Consider the following 14,147-nt stretch of genomic DNA (forward strand, 5'->3'; position numbering starts at 1 on the left):
CGGCACTTTGTCAATATGACACTTTAATTCATGCATTTGGATTTTTGCATAATTTGGGTATTTTTACTGCTATGCGCGACGATATCCCCGAATTGCAATCCAGAATATACAACGGTGATACACAAGCATTTAAAGAACTATACGATTACTATTGCGCCCCCTTGCTACAGTTAGCCCTGGCCATCGTTCATAACAGGGAAATGGCGGAAGAAATAGTAGCAGATGTGTTTATTGCCGTATGGAGGAAAAGGAAAAGCCTTCACCAGGTAAGTAACCTGAAATGGTATCTCTATGCGGCTACCCGCAATATTGCGCTTAACTACCTCCGTAAATATGCGCATAAGAAAACGCTGCATCTCGAAGAAGCACATTTACCGGAATATGAGATCAGCCCTGAAGCGCAGCTCATCAGCAATGAAATGATGCGGCATATTAATATGGCTATCAGTGAGCTGCCGCCGCAGTGCCGCCTCATTTTTAAGCTGGTGAAAGAAGATGGGCTCAAGTACCGGGAAGTAGCCGTTCTGCTGAATATCTCCCTCAAAACTGTAGAAAACCAGGTAGGCATCGCCCTGAAGAAGCTTACCAAAATCAAATCATTCCTGATCACGCCGCTGCCTGGCGATCAGTAATCCTTTCTCAAAAAAAAGTCTTTCCGCTTTTGGGGGCATTTTCTCCTTAGTGTTGTCTTATACCCTGACGCCCTTATTCAATCATTTTCAATTATACTATGAGCAAGGATCGTATATGGATATTACTCGGGAAACAATTGAGCGGCGATATTTCCTCCGCAGAACTGTCTGAACTGGAAGCATTGCTGAAAGATGATCCGGAGGCGGCTGCTTCCCGGGAACTTGCTGCCAGCATCTGGCAGACGCCCATACAGGAAGCAGGCGACACGCTTAACAGCAAAGAGCGGATATGGGACAGGGTAAGCCCGCAACTCCCGCTGCGCCGCCATCAGCCGGTTATGCGCAGGCTAATGGCAGCTGCTGCGGCGGCGGCTGTACTGGCGGCAGCATGGACGGGGTGGCAATTGATGCGCCCCGCTGCTCCTGTGTTGCAGCAACTTAGCTCCGCCCCGGGAGGAAAGTCCAGGGTGACACTTCCCGATGGCTCTATAGTATGGCTTAACCGCAACACGCAGCTCCATTACGAAAAGAACAGTTTTGGCAAACAGCACCGCGAAATTACGCTGAGCGGGGAAGCCTATTTTGACATTGCAAAAAGTGAGGGTATTCCTTTTATTATCCACGCCGGGAAAGTGAACATCCGCGTACTCGGCACCGCTTTCAATGTGAAAGCCTATGCGGGCGACAGCGCCGTGTTCACCACCCTGGTACGTGGGAAAATTGCCGTATCGTTTGGGAAGAAAACCGTGGTACTACGCCCCGAAGAAGAATTAACGGTAGCAGTAAGCCGCCCGGCGACCGTCTTTCAGCAAAAGCACCTGGAGAAAGACAGCAGCGGACAACTTTCTGAAATATCCTGGCTGAATAACAAGCTGGTGTTTGACAATAATACCTTTGGTGAACTGGCAGATAAAATGAGCGAGTGGTATGGGGTTACCTTTCATTTCGAATCTGCCGGACTGCAACAATTGCGGTTTTCCGGCATCATCGATACAGAATCAATAGAGCAGGCACTGAAAATGCTGCAGCTATCGCGTCCCTTTAATTTCCAGATCGACGGGAAGGAAGTTCGCATCAGCAACTGACAACGCATTCTTCATTTTTAAAAATAAACGCTATGACATAAAAACATTACACCTCCACGTACTTTACTTTCCTTCACCCTTTTATATTCCATGTTATGAAAATAATAATCCTATGGGCGTTACTGTTCACCTGCATTATGCCAGTAAACGCCGCTACTGCCAACCAGGAAAAGATCAGCATCTCCCTGGAGAAAGTCAGCATTAAAACAGTGCTGAAAACCATTCAACAAAAGACACGCTACCGGCTTATCTACAATGACGACATCCTGCCGGAAAAACCGCCAGTGTCCATTCATGCAGAAAATGCCACGGTAGAACAACTGCTTTCCCAAACCTTTGCGGGCACTACACTCCGCTACACGGTAATGGAGAACAACGCTATTGTGATCGCTTCCGGCCAGCTAAGCGCCGCCAGAATAAGCGGCTTTGTAAAAAACGAACACGGCGATCCGCTCATTGGCGTATCCGTAAAAATAAAAGGCACTGCTATCGGCACTATGACCAATGAAAACGGCCATTTTGAGCTGCAGGCTAACACTGGCGTTACGCTGGTATTCAGTTATGTGGGCTACGAACAAACCGAAATAGTAAGCACTGCCGATCCCATTAATATTATCATGAAAGAAAGCGCCAGCGGCTTAAATGAAGTAGTGGTGGTTGGTTACGGCACACAGAAGAAAACTTCCTCTACGGCGTCTGTAGCAGCTGTGCAGGGAAAGGAGCTGGCCAAATCGCCGGTTACCAACATCTCAAATTCACTGGCGGGAAATGTTTCCGGCATCAGTATGCGCCCTAATGGCGGCCAACCCGGCAATGATAATCCCGATATACATATCAGGGGGATTGCCACTACCGGGAACAATGCACCGCTGATAGTAGTGGATGGTATCATCCGTAATAACATCAATGAAATTTCGCCCAGCTCCATTGCCTCCGTTACGGTATTGAAAGATGCCGCTGCAGTGGCGCCTTATGGATTAGGCGGCGCAAACGGCGTACTCCTCATTACCACCAAACGTGGACAAACGGGTAAGCCTTCGCTCTCGCTGAACACCTATTACGGTTTCCAAACGCCTACCTACTATCCTAAAATGCTGAATGCACAGGATTATATGCGCCTGCGTAATGAAGCCTATATGAATGAAAATCCCGGTGGCGCACAACAACCTTTCAGCGATGAGCTCATTAATACATATGCAGATCTCAACGCTAAGGATCCGGATAAATATCCCATCAGCAATACAAAAGACCTGGTACGCATGCATGCGCCCATTCAAAATTACAACCTGCAGCTCAGCGGCGGCACCAGCGTAGTACGGTATTACGCCGGGCTCGGTTATCTTCAGCAGGACGGTATGTTTGACCCGATAAATTATAAGCGTTATGATTATAACGTAAACATGGAAGTAAGCGCTACGCCTACCACTACGGTGTCCTTGTCGCTCATCGGCGCCATTGAAAAGACCAACAGCGTAGACGCTGCCACCACGCCAGGGCAGCTGTTCCGCAGCGCCTATAAACTGATCCCCATCACCAACCTTTATTATAGCAATGGTCTATGGGGCGAGTTTGCAGGCAACACGCCGGTTGGTATCCTGAAAGCAGGCTACTCGCACCGTAATGCCACGTCGCTCCTTACCACCCTTGCTGTAGAACAACAGCTACCTTTCATTAAAGGGCTTAGCATAAAAGGAACTTTCAGCTATGATCCCAACGACTTTACGGTGAAGGGATGGCATACACCGTTTTACTTTTATTCGCAGAATACCGCCACCAACCCTTACACTTATACGAAACAGATATCCACTTCCGAGGGAAGCGCTGCCCCCTACACCTGGCTGAACCAGGAGTATTCAAAAAACCAGTACTATACCTACCAGGGATTCCTGAACTATCATAACACCTTTGGCAAACACGACTTCACAGGCCTGCTGGTAGCGGAGGCACGCAAGAATGACTCTACCGGCTTCTCTGCCCGGCGGAATAATTTTGCGGTAAACATCGACGAGCTGGGCATGGGCAGCTCCAATAAAAACGATTTTGACAACAACGGTTCTACGGTTACCGGCAGCCAGCTTGGATTTGTATACCGCGTAGGCTACGTTTACGATCATAAATATCTTTTTGAAGCGGCCGGGCGATATGACGGTCATTACTACTTCGCCCCGGGCAAACGCTGGGGCTATTTCCCTGCCTTCTCTGCAGGATGGATCATTTCCGAGGAGAACTTTATAGCGGATCACCCTTCGGCGCTGAACTATCTTAAATTAAGGGCCTCCTGGGGAAAATCGGGCAACCTGGCCGGGGCGGCATTCCAGTACCTGAACGGCTATAATTTATACGGTAACGCCTATGCCTTCGGCAACGGCAGTATGGTACAGGGCTCCAATATTACCCGGGAAGCCAACCCCAATATCACCTGGGAAATATCTACCAAAACAGATATAGGGGTAGACGCTACTTTATGGAAAGGCTTGCTCAAACTGGAAGTAGATTATTTTCATGAAAAAAGAACCGGCATGCTGTTGCCTCCGGCAGTAACGGTACCGGTAGAATACGGGCTGAACCTCTCTGATGAAAACCAGGGCATCATGGAAAACCATGGTATCGATATTTCTGCAGGCAGCAGCTACCGTTTCGACAACGGCCTGCAGCTAAACCTGAACGGCAATTTCAGCTATGCAAAAAATAAGATGATCCAGGTGTTTGAAACCGCCGCCACTTATGATAATCCTAATCGGCGGAGAACAAACAGGCCTACCGGCACACAATTCGGCTATCATGCACTTGGATTATTCTCACTTGCAGATGATAAAAACAACGATGGGGTGATTAACGGCCAGGACGGATACAACGTTACCCAGTTTGGCGTGCTTCATCCCGGCGACATCCGCTATGCAGATATCAGCGGCCCCGATGGCAAACCTGATGGAAAAATAGACTCCAATGATGAAACAGTGATCGGTAACCCGGTATATCCTTTCATCACCTATGGCTTCACGCCCAGCGCCTCATGGAAAGGGTTTGACCTCAGCTTATTCTTCCAGGGATCTGCGCTGGCCAGCCTGAATTTCCGCGGCTTTCAAACAGTGCCCTTTAATAACAACAATAGCAATTCTGCCTACGAATACTATAACAACCACTGGACGCCCAACACGCCTGATGGAAAGTATCCACGTGCGAACCAGTCGCCCTATGCCAATAACACGCAGAATTCTGATTTCTGGATGATGAAAACGGGTTATCTCCGTTTAAAGACTGCCGTGCTGGGATACACGCTTCCCGCCCGTATTTCGAGCGCTATGAAGATGCAGAGCGTCCGTTGTTATATCTCCGGGCAAAACCTGCTCACTTTCAGCAAAATGAAATTCATGGACCCGGAAGTAGGCTATACCGACCTGGAAACAGCCTATCCTAACCAGAAGGTGTTCGTGTTTGGACTGAATGTCAATTTTTAGATTCATCCTGTTAAACAAAAAAACTATGACACGATTCATATACCTCTTGTTCACTGCTATACTGATGCTCAGTATCCTTTCGTGCAAAAAGGAATTTTTGGAAAATACCGATAAGACCAAGCTCACTGATGAGATCCAGTGGAGTACAGAAGGAAATGCCGATCTTTTTCTTAACGATATCTACAGCGCATTACCTAATTACTGGAACCAGCCGGAAAACCTGGATAATTTCACGGATGATAATGACGCGGGTTTTTATTATACTTCCTATAACTGGAAGCAGGGTATTGTAGAGCCCTCCTCCAACGACTATACCGTATGGGGAGGCATCACCGGTTCGGGGGATCTTACCAACTGGACCACTACATTCACCAACATCCGCAAATGCAACACCTTTATAACAGCTGTGCGCCAAAACGCTCAAAACTTCTCACCGGAGTGGCTGAACAAACGGCTGGATGAAGCCCGGTTTATCCGCGCTTTTTTCTATAGTGAGCTGTGGATGCATATCGGCGGACTACCCATTATTACCGTTCCGGCAGACAGGCGCACGATGGACAGTGCTGCCCTTTATATTCCCAGGAGTACCTTTGCGGAAACAGTAGATTTTATCACCACACAACTGGACTCCATTGCAAAAGATGGTTACCTGCCACCTAAATATAACAAAGGCGATGCTGATGCGGGCCGGGCTACCCTGGGCGCTGCGCTGGCTCTAAAAGGATGGGTGGAACTATATGCTGCCAGTCCCGCTTTCAACGCTGCCCAACCCGCTGCGGGCAATGACCCCAATAAAGTAGCCGGTTATAATAACTACGATGCTCAACGCTGGGCCAGGGCCGCCGCTACTTTTAAACAGTTTATTGACGGCTATGGCAATGGCAAAGCCTACGAACTGTTTCCTGATCCTTCTGCCATCTGGTACGAAGCCAATGAATATCATTCCGAAGTGGTATGGGACCGCCAGGTGGTAGCCAACACGATGGGCTCGTCATTTGAACAATATGGCGGCCCGGTGTGGATCAACGGCGCTTACTACACCTGGGGCAACTACTGCCCCACCCAGGAACTGGTAGACCAGTTCTATATGGCGAATGGAAAGCCCATCACAGACCCTACGTCTGGCTATGATCCGCAACACCCCTATGTGGGCCGTGAGAAGCGTTTCTACGACTGGATCGTGTATGACGGCGCGCCCTATAAAATGACCTGGATGGACAAATGGGACACCATATACACCCGTATTGATAAAGTACGTCCTTCAAAAAACCAGATCGATTTTGGGACGGATGACGTAGGCAACACCGGCTACTATTTTAAGAAGCGCCTCAACCCGCTGGTACGCCCCGGTGGTGGTGCTGTCAGCGGCGCTAACTTTATTTACTATCGTTATGCGGAAGTATTGCTGGGATACGCAGAAGCACAAAACGAAGCCGTGGGACCTGATGCCAGCGTGTACAGCGCCATTAACCAGATCCGCAAAAGGGCCGGTTTGCCCGACCTTGCGCCCGGACTATCCCAGGCGGAGATGCGCACTGCTATTTACCACGAAAGAAGGGTGGAGCTTTGCTTTGAGAACAAGCGCTTTTATGATATCATCCGCTGGAAGACTGCGAGTACCGTGATGAATGTGGACAAGCATGCAATGAAAATCACGAACACGGTACCCAGCAACAATTCAGGCGTGTGGAAATACGAAATTGTGCCGCTGAACCATCCGCATGTGTTCACCCAGAAAATGTACCTGAACCCGGTACCGCAGGATGTGATAGACCGGAATCCGAAGATTGTGCAGAACCCAGGGTATTGAGTAAAGATGAAACGAAAAAGGTTGCAGAGATACACTGCAACCTTTTTTGTTTTGGTCTAAGCGGGAGGGCTATTCTTTTGGGAGCTTGCTCATATCCATAAAAAATATCTCCCAGGTGTGACCGTCGTAGTCTTCGATTTTCCTTAACTGCATAAAGCCATAGTCGGTCATGGGCATGGGTTCTGTGCCGCCCGCCTTCAAACCGTTTTCAACAATCTGGTTTACCTGTTCCAGGCTGTCAACAGAGAGCGCAAAGAGCGCTGCTATATTGCCTTTGGTATCCGCCACCGGCTTCTTGGTGAAGGTTTTAAACTTTTCGTGTGTCATGATCATCACGAAAATGGATTCGCTCCAAACCATGCACTTCGATTGGTCGTCCGAAAACTGGGGATTGTTAGTGAACCCCAATTGTGTGTAAAACTGCATTGATTTGTCGACGTCTGTTACTGCCAGATTGATAAATACCTGTTTCATTGAATGTTATTTTTATGTTACAAAGATGGCGTGCTGTTTCCTGAAAAACATTTACATATGTTGAGAAAGCAATTTTATTTACTATACCCAAATATGCGGCTTAATTGAGTAGGGGTGATCCCGAGGTAGGAGGCTATATGATGTTTTTTCAAGCGCTTCACTAAATCAGGATATTTTCTGAGAAAGTCACTATACTGTTTTGCAGCGGGGTCATTTTTCATTACGATCTCTAATGGTTCCTTGTCTATTATCCAGTGTTGTTCTATGTATTTGATATAAAAGCCGGCAATATCACGAAAGATGGATGTCAGCTTTTTGAATTCATTGTAGTCATATTCAAGAACGGTTGTGTCTTCCAAAGCCTCAATGGCAAATGCGCTTGTTGTTTTTGTCAGTGTTGCAGGAATGGAACCGGCAATCCTTCCCTCCGGGAAAAAATATTTTATAATTGTTGTACCGTTATCTGCTATGTAGTATTGAGAAAAAAGTCCCTTAACAACAAAAGCTACTTTCTTTGGAATCTGTCCGACGGAGATGAAATGTTCGCCTTTGGGGTACACTTTTTCGGTTAACAATGCCGCCCATGCAAGCTCCGCTTCCTTCGTCAGACGAGTATAAGTATTTATTTTTTGGAAGAAAACATCGGTATCCATGTGCCTTTCCTGATTAGGATTTCGAAATTTACATAAATAATCGCGATATAACACACCACTCCCCTTTTTAAACCTTTTACTGCTTCCAGGTGTTATTAAACTGCAAATTGTCATGTGGACAATTCTATCACTCAAAAAACCATTATTCTATGAAACGCATTGTATTGATCGGAAACAAATCATGGGAAGTTGAGCCCATACTGAATGCCCTGCTGAATAGCACTATCCGCCCGCAGGCCCTGCCTAATCCAAGTCGTTTAAACTATCCCTGGACCTTTCCGCAAGGAACTGCGCAGCCGAGGGCAGTGTGGGATAATTTCTCCCAGGTTACCGTGGAACTATGGTGTATACAGGACATCATGGACCCGCAATGGAACCCCTCCAGCTCACAGGGTAAACATGCCTGCCTTCCGAAGGTGCTGGCCTACCGGTCAGAACAGCCTGACCTGGTGGTGGCGATGGGAACAGCTGCACTGGGATTGAATGACAGCAATAATAACGGCTGCGTCACCGTGGGCAGCAACATCTTTATCCATAATTTTCATCCTAACGGCGAAAACCCGCAAAGTAAATGGGATGATCCTGCCCATTTTGAGAAAGTGCTCCCATCTGCTATTGCTGCTGATTTCTTTACACTACTGGATGCGGCTACCATCAGCGCAATAGAATCGGGATTATTGAAACCCTACCTCCATCCATCCCCCAATATTGAGGTGATGAATGACAAAAACTATATTGGCGTCAGCGTGGTGAATATCACCAACTATGCCGATTATGCCACTTCGGATCAGGCAGGCCTGCAAGCATTGGCTAATACCGGTAACCAGCTGCCCGTAGGCTCTGTAGAGACCACGCATGGGGTTATACGGCTATTATGTGATGCCCCTTTTATTTTCATGTCAGGCATTACGGACAGGGAGGGCCATTTTGCTGATGATGTAGATGGCAAAGACGGAAAGGGCAATGTAAAGACAGCGGCACAAAACTTTACTGCGGCGTTTAATTTAGGGGTATGCTTAAGCCATATGATACCTAAAATGGCTGCTTATGTAGCTGCGGGACAGTTAAAAGCAGAGAAGGTACCTGCGGCGCTTTAGCGTATTCATATTAAGGAACCGGGGATAAGCGTTCCCGGTTCCTGTCTTTATTCTTACTGCATGTTCCCCTGCCGTTTGTTTAAAACTGTAGCAGCACTTTACCAAATGGCCGTTCTTCAATGAGATATTGTTGCGTTGCCGGCGCTTCCGCTATCCCAAAAGATCTGGCTACTATCGGTTTAATACTGCCGTTGCTAAAGAGTGGTAGCAACTGATCCCATACAGCTTGTTGTTCTGCGTTTGTGAACCAGCCTGACAGGCTTTGCCCGCGCATCTGTAACCCCTTCCAGACAAAATCGGTAATATTAGCCGTAAATTGGGTGCCGGCTGAATAACCGATGTTTACGATAATGCCGCTGCGTGCCAATGAATGAATAGCATCGCCGGTAAGATGGCCGCCGATACTGTCAATTACGATGTCGACACCTTTGCCGCCGGTGATCCGCATTACGCCTTCCCAGATGCTTTCTTTTTCGAGGTTGATCACATTTGTATAACCTGCGTCTTCCGCAATTTTAGCTTTTTCGGAGGAGCCTGCTGTAGTGATTACCAGTGAAGCGCCCAGCGCATTTGCCAACTGGACGGCGGCATTACCCACAGATCCGCCCACACCCAGCGACAAAACCGATTTGCCCGCCTTGAATTCTGCCTTGTTCAAACACGCCATGGCAGAAAAAAATCCTCCAAACGCTGACGCAGCTTCTTCATCAGAAAGGACATCCGGGGTCTTCACAAGTTCCGAAGGCAAAACCGCCAGGTATTCCTGCCAGGCGCCATCAGTGGTAATACCCCGCACGGTGCCCTGTGCGGTGAAGCCTGAAATAATCACACGCGTGCCGTCGGGGAATGCTGCATTGCCTCTCACTACAATTCCTGCAGCTTCGTTACCTAATATCATGGGTGGTTTTTTAGCCTGTGGTATCAGGCCCCTGCGTATAGTATTATCCACCGGGTTCACGGCTGCAAATGTAACCCTGACCAGCAACTGACCATCAGTTAAGATGGGTTCAGGCATATCTATAAGTTTCAGTTGCTCATAGGAGCCGTACTCATTGAATTGAATGACTTTCATAATGGTTGTTTATTTGAGACCGAACGGTCCGTTTTTTGGTAAAAAAAATTATCTTTTAAACGAGGCGATTTCTTCTTTAAGCAAACGGGCTATCGTCTTCATTTGCGCTTTGCTTTTCATTACCCTGCAGGCCAGAATAGTTCCTTCAAGCAGGTTGAACATTTTAATACCGAAAAGGTCTGCGTTGACAGACGTTTGGAATTCGCCTGTATTAATGCCTTCCTGGACGATAGCGCTGATCTGTTGCTGTATCGCGCGGATACCTTTGCCCACCTGTTCACTTAAACCGGTGTCAGTATCATCTGCCTCAACGCCAAAATTCATGAGGGGACAACCGCCAGTTTGGGACAAGGCCAGCCGCTCAGTATAAAAGTCCAGCAAGGCGTTCAGCCTGCCGGTGGCAGTACCCTGGGCCTTGATCGCGTTACTGATGGCGCCTGACAGGCGATTTGCCAGGTAGTGGAAAACCGCCAGCGTGAGCTCTTCTTTATTTTCAAAACGTCGGTAGATACCGCCTTTAGCGAGCTGTGTTGCTTCCATTACATCGCTTACCGACGTGCCGGCAATGCCTTTGATGTTATAAAGCGCGGCTGCTTTTTCAATAATACGCTGGCGGGTATCGTCTCCTTTATTCATAGCAACACAAAGATAGGACCGATCGGTCTCATTTCATAATCCAAGAAGAAAATATTTTGTTAAAGGTATTTTAGGACTGCCCCATCAAATCGCAGGTCCATATCGGTACGGGCAGAGGGTGCTGACATTTCGAAGCAAAAAGCCTTCAAATCAAATGACTTGAAGGCTTTAAAACCCGGGTACATGTAGTCATATGAGCAATCAGGCCTCTACCAGGTTGTTCACCTTAGCGGCCAGTTCAACTGTTAATTCAGCGATCCGGTTCGAAATGCCTACTTCATTGTCGTACCAGGATACTATTTTCACCAGTTTGCCGATAGCACGGGTTAAGGTACCATCAACGATTGACGAGTGCGTATTACCTAATATATCAGCGGATACAAACGGCTCTTCCGTATACTCCAGCACACCTTTGAGTGAGGTGGCAGCGTGGTGCTGCAGAAATTCATTGATCTCTTTTGCGGATGCCGGCTTCACCAGGTTCAGCGACATATCAGCTATTGATCCATCGATCACAGGCACACGATAAGAGAAACCATCCATCTTCCCTTTCAGCTCCGGCAATACATCACCAATTGCTTTTGCAGCGCCGGTGGTAGTAGGAATGATAGACTGTGTGGCTGCCCGCGCCCTTCTGAAATCTTTATGTGGTCCGTCCTGCAGCATCTGGTCCATGGTAAATGCATGCACGGTGCTCATGAAACCTGATTCAATGCCATATTCTTTATCAATCAGGTATAATACCGGCGCTATACAGTTGGTAGTGCAGGATGCGGTAGAAAGGATCTCATCCGCTTCTGTGACCTGGTCGTTATTCACGCCCATGACGATCGTTTTCACACCACCGCTAGCAGGTGCAGTGATCAATACTTTTTTGCGCCTGCGGTGATGTGCAATTGCGCCCCTTCCTTCTGTGTAAAACGGCCGGTTGATTCAATCACCACATCTATCTGCAGGTCTTTCCACGGTAATTTTTCCGGGGCCCGCTCACTCAACAATAAGATCTTCTGATCATTCACTACAATATATTGGTCCTGTAATGCTACTGTACCGGCAAACTTTCCGTGCGAGGTATCGTATGTAAAAAGATGCGCTAACAGTTTACTGTCTGTAAGGTCATTGATGGCCACTACTTCTACGCCTTTTTTGTTCAGCAGGGCTCTTAAGGTCATCCTGCCGATGCGTCCAAATCCGTTAATAGCTACTTTCATAATAATATATTTTACGTTAGTCTTCTATTGTCTGCAGCGAGGTCCTGAATGAACGGCGATAATCGCTGGGCGATACATTCATGTGCCGCATGAATGTGCGCCGCATGGAGACCAGTCCACCGAGGCCGCATTTTTCTGCGATCTGGTCTATACTCAGATCGCTGTCTTCCAAATACCGGCGGGCTACTTCCACCCGTACTTTCTCTACAAATTTGGCGGGGGTGACGCCGGTCTCTTTCAGGAACACCCGGGCGAAATTGCGCACGCTCATATTGCTATGGCGGGCCAGGTGTTCTATACTCAGGTCTTCTTCCAGGTGGTGGATCATCCAGGTATATAGCTTTCCGCCAATAGAGTTTTCCAGGCGCTGAATTTCAAGCAGCCTGCTGAACTGCGCCTGGTATCCCGGCCGTTTCAGCTGTAATATCAGCTTGCGTGCAATATGCAGGGCCAGTTCCCGGCCATGATCTTCTTCCACTAAGGCCAGCGCAAGATCGATCCCGGAGGACACGCCCCCTGAAGTATAGATATTGGTGTCGCGGGTAAAGAAAGGGTCGGTATCCACTTTCACATTAGGATAACGCAGCTGAAACTGCTGGCTGTACTCCCAATGTGTGGTAGCTTGCTTTCCATCCAGGATGCCTGCTTCTGCGAGGGCATAGGCGCCTACGCAAACAGAACCGATACGATTGACCTTCGGGTAGATGCCTTTGAGCCATTGAAAAAAACGTTGTCCCTTTTCCAGCAGCGGCATGGAAAAGCCACCTATAATTACTGTATCGATCGGTTGCGTGATTTCTGTTACTGAGACCGGGCAGTGCAGCTCCACACTACTTTTAGTAGGTATTTTCTTTGTATGAAGTGGTGATGCGAGCAGGATTTCATATCCACCCTTTCCATCCAGCAGTTTGTCGGCAGCGGCAAACACATCACAGGGGCCGGCTATATCAAGGAGGTAGATCCCCGGCATGGGTACAATAACGACCAGTTTCTTTTTCGTCCCTTGCATAATGTAAAAATAGGACGAATTAAGGATGGCTCAAATGACATGTTTTATACAATTCCGGCCATCTGCTATAAATATATAATGGTATCTATCTACACGGGTATAGAAAACTTAATATTTCGCAAAAAGCACTAAATATTTATTGTTTATCGATAATTATTTATTATCTTTACGCTATGATCTAACATTCATAGCACCATTATGAAAAGAATTTCAATAATATTCCTTCAGGCAGTCATCGTGCTTATCGGCATGGTGGCACTTGCCATTATGATCCGGCTTCCCTTGACCGAAGGAAGAGCTGCAAACCTGGATTTGTTTAGCATTTACTTTGACCCGTTCATTTTATATGGATACGCAGCATCCATCGCATTTTTTGTGGCGCTATACCAGGCGTTCAAATTACTTGGGTATATCGGACAAAATAAAGTCTTTTCATCAAGCGCTGTAAAAACTTTAAAAAGCATAAAATATTGTGCCATCGTATTAAGTGCTTTCATTGTAATGGCAGGACTGTATATAAGGGTAGCCCACCATAAAGACGACGATCCTGCGGGTTTTCTTGCGGTTTGTATCGTGACTACTTTCGTTTCTGTTGTAGTGGCCACTGCTGCAGCGATATTTGAAAAAATATTGCAAAATGCCATAGATATGAAATCTGAAAATGACTTAACCATTTAAGCTATGCCAATTATTGTAAACTTAGACGTGATGATGGCAAAGCGAAAAATTTCTCTCAATGAACTTTCTGAAAGAGTGGATCTGACATTATCTAACCTTTCTATCTTAAAGACAGGGAAAGCAAAAGCAATTCGTTTTAGCACATTAGACGCAATTTGTAAAGCACTAGGCTGCCAACCCGGTGACATTTTGGAGTATGTCGCTGATGAAAAAGAACAACAAGCGGCTAACAATGGGTTTGGCAGCAGCCGGGGTGAGTGAGAATGCTACAGCCGTTAAATAATCGCAATTTATATGAACGAAAAAGCCTGCTCCAAAAGCGCGCTTTCCTA

Annotated in this window: 14 protein-coding genes; 7 read left to right on the plus strand and 7 right to left on the minus strand. The window is 47.2% G+C overall.

All coding sequences use genetic code 11. From position 1 onward, the window contains the following. Nucleotides 1-71 precede the first annotated feature (71 nt). From ACR9Y8_RS06890 to ACR9Y8_RS06905, 4 genes are all read left to right on the plus strand, one after another. Complete coding sequence (locus ACR9Y8_RS06890) at nt 72-632, plus strand: RNA polymerase sigma-70 factor (RefSeq protein WP_481212508.1); 561 nt, start codon at nt 72-74, stop codon at nt 630-632. Nucleotides 633-730: 98 nt separating this feature from the next. Continuing rightward, a complete protein-coding gene (locus ACR9Y8_RS06895; RefSeq protein ID WP_481212509.1) occupies nt 731-1,717 on the plus strand; it encodes a FecR family protein in 987 nt (328 codons plus the stop codon). A 95-nt stretch (nt 1,718-1,812) separates the two neighbouring features. Beyond that, the gene (locus ACR9Y8_RS06900; RefSeq protein WP_481212510.1) at nt 1,813-5,175 is read left to right on the plus strand and encodes a SusC/RagA family TonB-linked outer membrane protein; all 3,363 of its coding nucleotides are present in this window, start codon (nt 1,813-1,815) and stop codon (nt 5,173-5,175) included. Nucleotides 5,176-5,200: 25 nt separating this feature from the next. Then, a complete protein-coding gene (locus ACR9Y8_RS06905) occupies nt 5,201-6,985 on the plus strand; it encodes a RagB/SusD family nutrient uptake outer membrane protein (protein ID WP_481212511.1) in 1,785 nt (594 codons plus the stop codon). Between the two features lie 69 nt (nt 6,986-7,054). On the opposite strand, the gene ACR9Y8_RS06910 is transcribed toward ACR9Y8_RS06905, so the two are convergent. Together ACR9Y8_RS06910 and ACR9Y8_RS06915 are read right to left on the minus strand one after the other, a co-directional pair. Then, the gene (locus ACR9Y8_RS06910) at nt 7,055-7,459 is read right to left on the minus strand and encodes a VOC family protein (RefSeq protein ID WP_481212512.1); all 405 of its coding nucleotides are present in this window, start codon (nt 7,457-7,459) and stop codon (nt 7,055-7,057) included. Between the two features lie 74 nt (nt 7,460-7,533). Beyond that, entirely contained in the window at nt 7,534-8,112 is a 579-nt protein-coding gene (locus ACR9Y8_RS06915) for a Crp/Fnr family transcriptional regulator (protein WP_481212513.1), read from the minus strand. 149 nt (nt 8,113-8,261) lie between these two features. Here ACR9Y8_RS06915 and ACR9Y8_RS06920 point away from each other — a divergent pair, with 149 nt between their 5' ends. Continuing rightward, on the plus strand, nt 8,262-9,209 hold the full coding sequence (locus ACR9Y8_RS06920) for a hypothetical protein (protein WP_481212514.1): 948 nt from the start codon (nt 8,262-8,264) through the stop codon (nt 9,207-9,209). 79 nt (nt 9,210-9,288) lie between these two features. On the opposite strand, the gene ACR9Y8_RS06925 is transcribed toward ACR9Y8_RS06920, so the two are convergent. The 5 genes from ACR9Y8_RS06925 to ACR9Y8_RS06945 all read right to left on the minus strand — a co-directional run bounded on the left by ACR9Y8_RS06925 (nt 9,289) and on the right by ACR9Y8_RS06945 (nt 13,137). Beyond that, the gene (locus ACR9Y8_RS06925; protein ID WP_481212515.1) at nt 9,289-10,281 is read right to left on the minus strand and encodes a quinone oxidoreductase family protein; all 993 of its coding nucleotides are present in this window, start codon (nt 10,279-10,281) and stop codon (nt 9,289-9,291) included. Nucleotides 10,282-10,329: 48 nt separating this feature from the next. Next, nucleotides 10,330-10,917, minus strand: coding sequence for a TetR/AcrR family transcriptional regulator (locus tag ACR9Y8_RS06930; protein ID WP_481212516.1), 588 nt, complete (start codon nt 10,915-10,917; stop codon nt 10,330-10,332). Between the two features lie 201 nt (nt 10,918-11,118). Then, on the minus strand, nt 11,119-11,757 hold the full coding sequence (locus ACR9Y8_RS06935) for a type I glyceraldehyde-3-phosphate dehydrogenase (protein ID WP_481212517.1): 639 nt from the start codon (nt 11,755-11,757) through the stop codon (nt 11,119-11,121). Nucleotides 11,758-11,780: 23 nt separating this feature from the next. Continuing rightward, nucleotides 11,781-12,128 carry a glyceraldehyde 3-phosphate dehydrogenase NAD-binding domain-containing protein gene (locus tag ACR9Y8_RS06940; RefSeq protein WP_481212518.1) on the minus strand — a complete coding sequence of 116 codons (348 nt, stop codon included), beginning with the start codon at nt 12,126-12,128 and terminating at the stop codon, nt 11,781-11,783. 16 nt (nt 12,129-12,144) lie between these two features. After that, nucleotides 12,145-13,137 (minus strand): GlxA family transcriptional regulator, encoded by a 993-nt coding sequence (locus tag ACR9Y8_RS06945; RefSeq protein WP_481212519.1) that lies wholly within the window; start codon nt 13,135-13,137, stop codon nt 12,145-12,147. A 198-nt stretch (nt 13,138-13,335) separates the two neighbouring features. Here ACR9Y8_RS06945 and ACR9Y8_RS06950 point away from each other — a divergent pair, with 198 nt between their 5' ends. Then, on the plus strand, nt 13,336-13,815 hold the full coding sequence (locus tag ACR9Y8_RS06950; RefSeq protein WP_481212520.1) for a DUF2975 domain-containing protein: 480 nt from the start codon (nt 13,336-13,338) through the stop codon (nt 13,813-13,815). Between the two features lie 3 nt (nt 13,816-13,818). Continuing rightward, on the plus strand, nt 13,819-14,076 hold the full coding sequence (locus ACR9Y8_RS06955) for a helix-turn-helix domain-containing protein (protein ID WP_481212521.1): 258 nt from the start codon (nt 13,819-13,821) through the stop codon (nt 14,074-14,076). The last annotated feature ends 71 nt before the right edge of the window (nt 14,077-14,147 follow it).

Source organism: Chitinophaga sp. SVR4-12A (assembly GCF_056754765.1).

What these genes read in the sequence shown, in the direction of transcription:
- ACR9Y8_RS06925 (WP_481212515.1), bottom strand. Translation starts at nt 10,281, where the DNA reads ATGAAAGTCATTCAATTCAATGAGTACGGCTCCTATGAGCAACTGAAA.
- ACR9Y8_RS06900 (WP_481212510.1), top strand. Translation starts at nt 1,813, where the DNA reads ATGAAAATAATAATCCTATGGGCGTTACTGTTCACCTGCATTATGCCA.
- ACR9Y8_RS06920 (WP_481212514.1), top strand. Translation starts at nt 8,262, where the DNA reads ATGAAACGCATTGTATTGATCGGAAACAAATCATGGGAAGTTGAGCCC.
- ACR9Y8_RS06895 (WP_481212509.1), top strand. Translation starts at nt 731, where the DNA reads ATGAGCAAGGATCGTATATGGATATTACTCGGGAAACAATTGAGCGGC.
- ACR9Y8_RS06940 (WP_481212518.1), bottom strand. Translation starts at nt 12,128, where the DNA reads ATGAAAGTAGCTATTAACGGATTTGGACGCATCGGCAGGATGACCTTA.
- ACR9Y8_RS06915 (WP_481212513.1), bottom strand. Translation starts at nt 8,112, where the DNA reads ATGGATACCGATGTTTTCTTCCAAAAAATAAATACTTATACTCGTCTG.
- ACR9Y8_RS06910 (WP_481212512.1), bottom strand. Translation starts at nt 7,459, where the DNA reads ATGAAACAGGTATTTATCAATCTGGCAGTAACAGACGTCGACAAATCA.
- ACR9Y8_RS06945 (WP_481212519.1), bottom strand. Translation starts at nt 13,137, where the DNA reads ATGCAAGGGACGAAAAAGAAACTGGTCGTTATTGTACCCATGCCGGGG.
- ACR9Y8_RS06955 (WP_481212521.1), top strand. Translation starts at nt 13,819, where the DNA reads ATGCCAATTATTGTAAACTTAGACGTGATGATGGCAAAGCGAAAAATT.
- ACR9Y8_RS06905 (WP_481212511.1), top strand. Translation starts at nt 5,201, where the DNA reads ATGACACGATTCATATACCTCTTGTTCACTGCTATACTGATGCTCAGT.
- ACR9Y8_RS06930 (WP_481212516.1), bottom strand. Translation starts at nt 10,917, where the DNA reads ATGAATAAAGGAGACGATACCCGCCAGCGTATTATTGAAAAAGCAGCC.
- ACR9Y8_RS06950 (WP_481212520.1), top strand. Translation starts at nt 13,336, where the DNA reads ATGAAAAGAATTTCAATAATATTCCTTCAGGCAGTCATCGTGCTTATC.
- ACR9Y8_RS06890 (WP_481212508.1), top strand. Translation starts at nt 72, where the DNA reads ATGCGCGACGATATCCCCGAATTGCAATCCAGAATATACAACGGTGAT.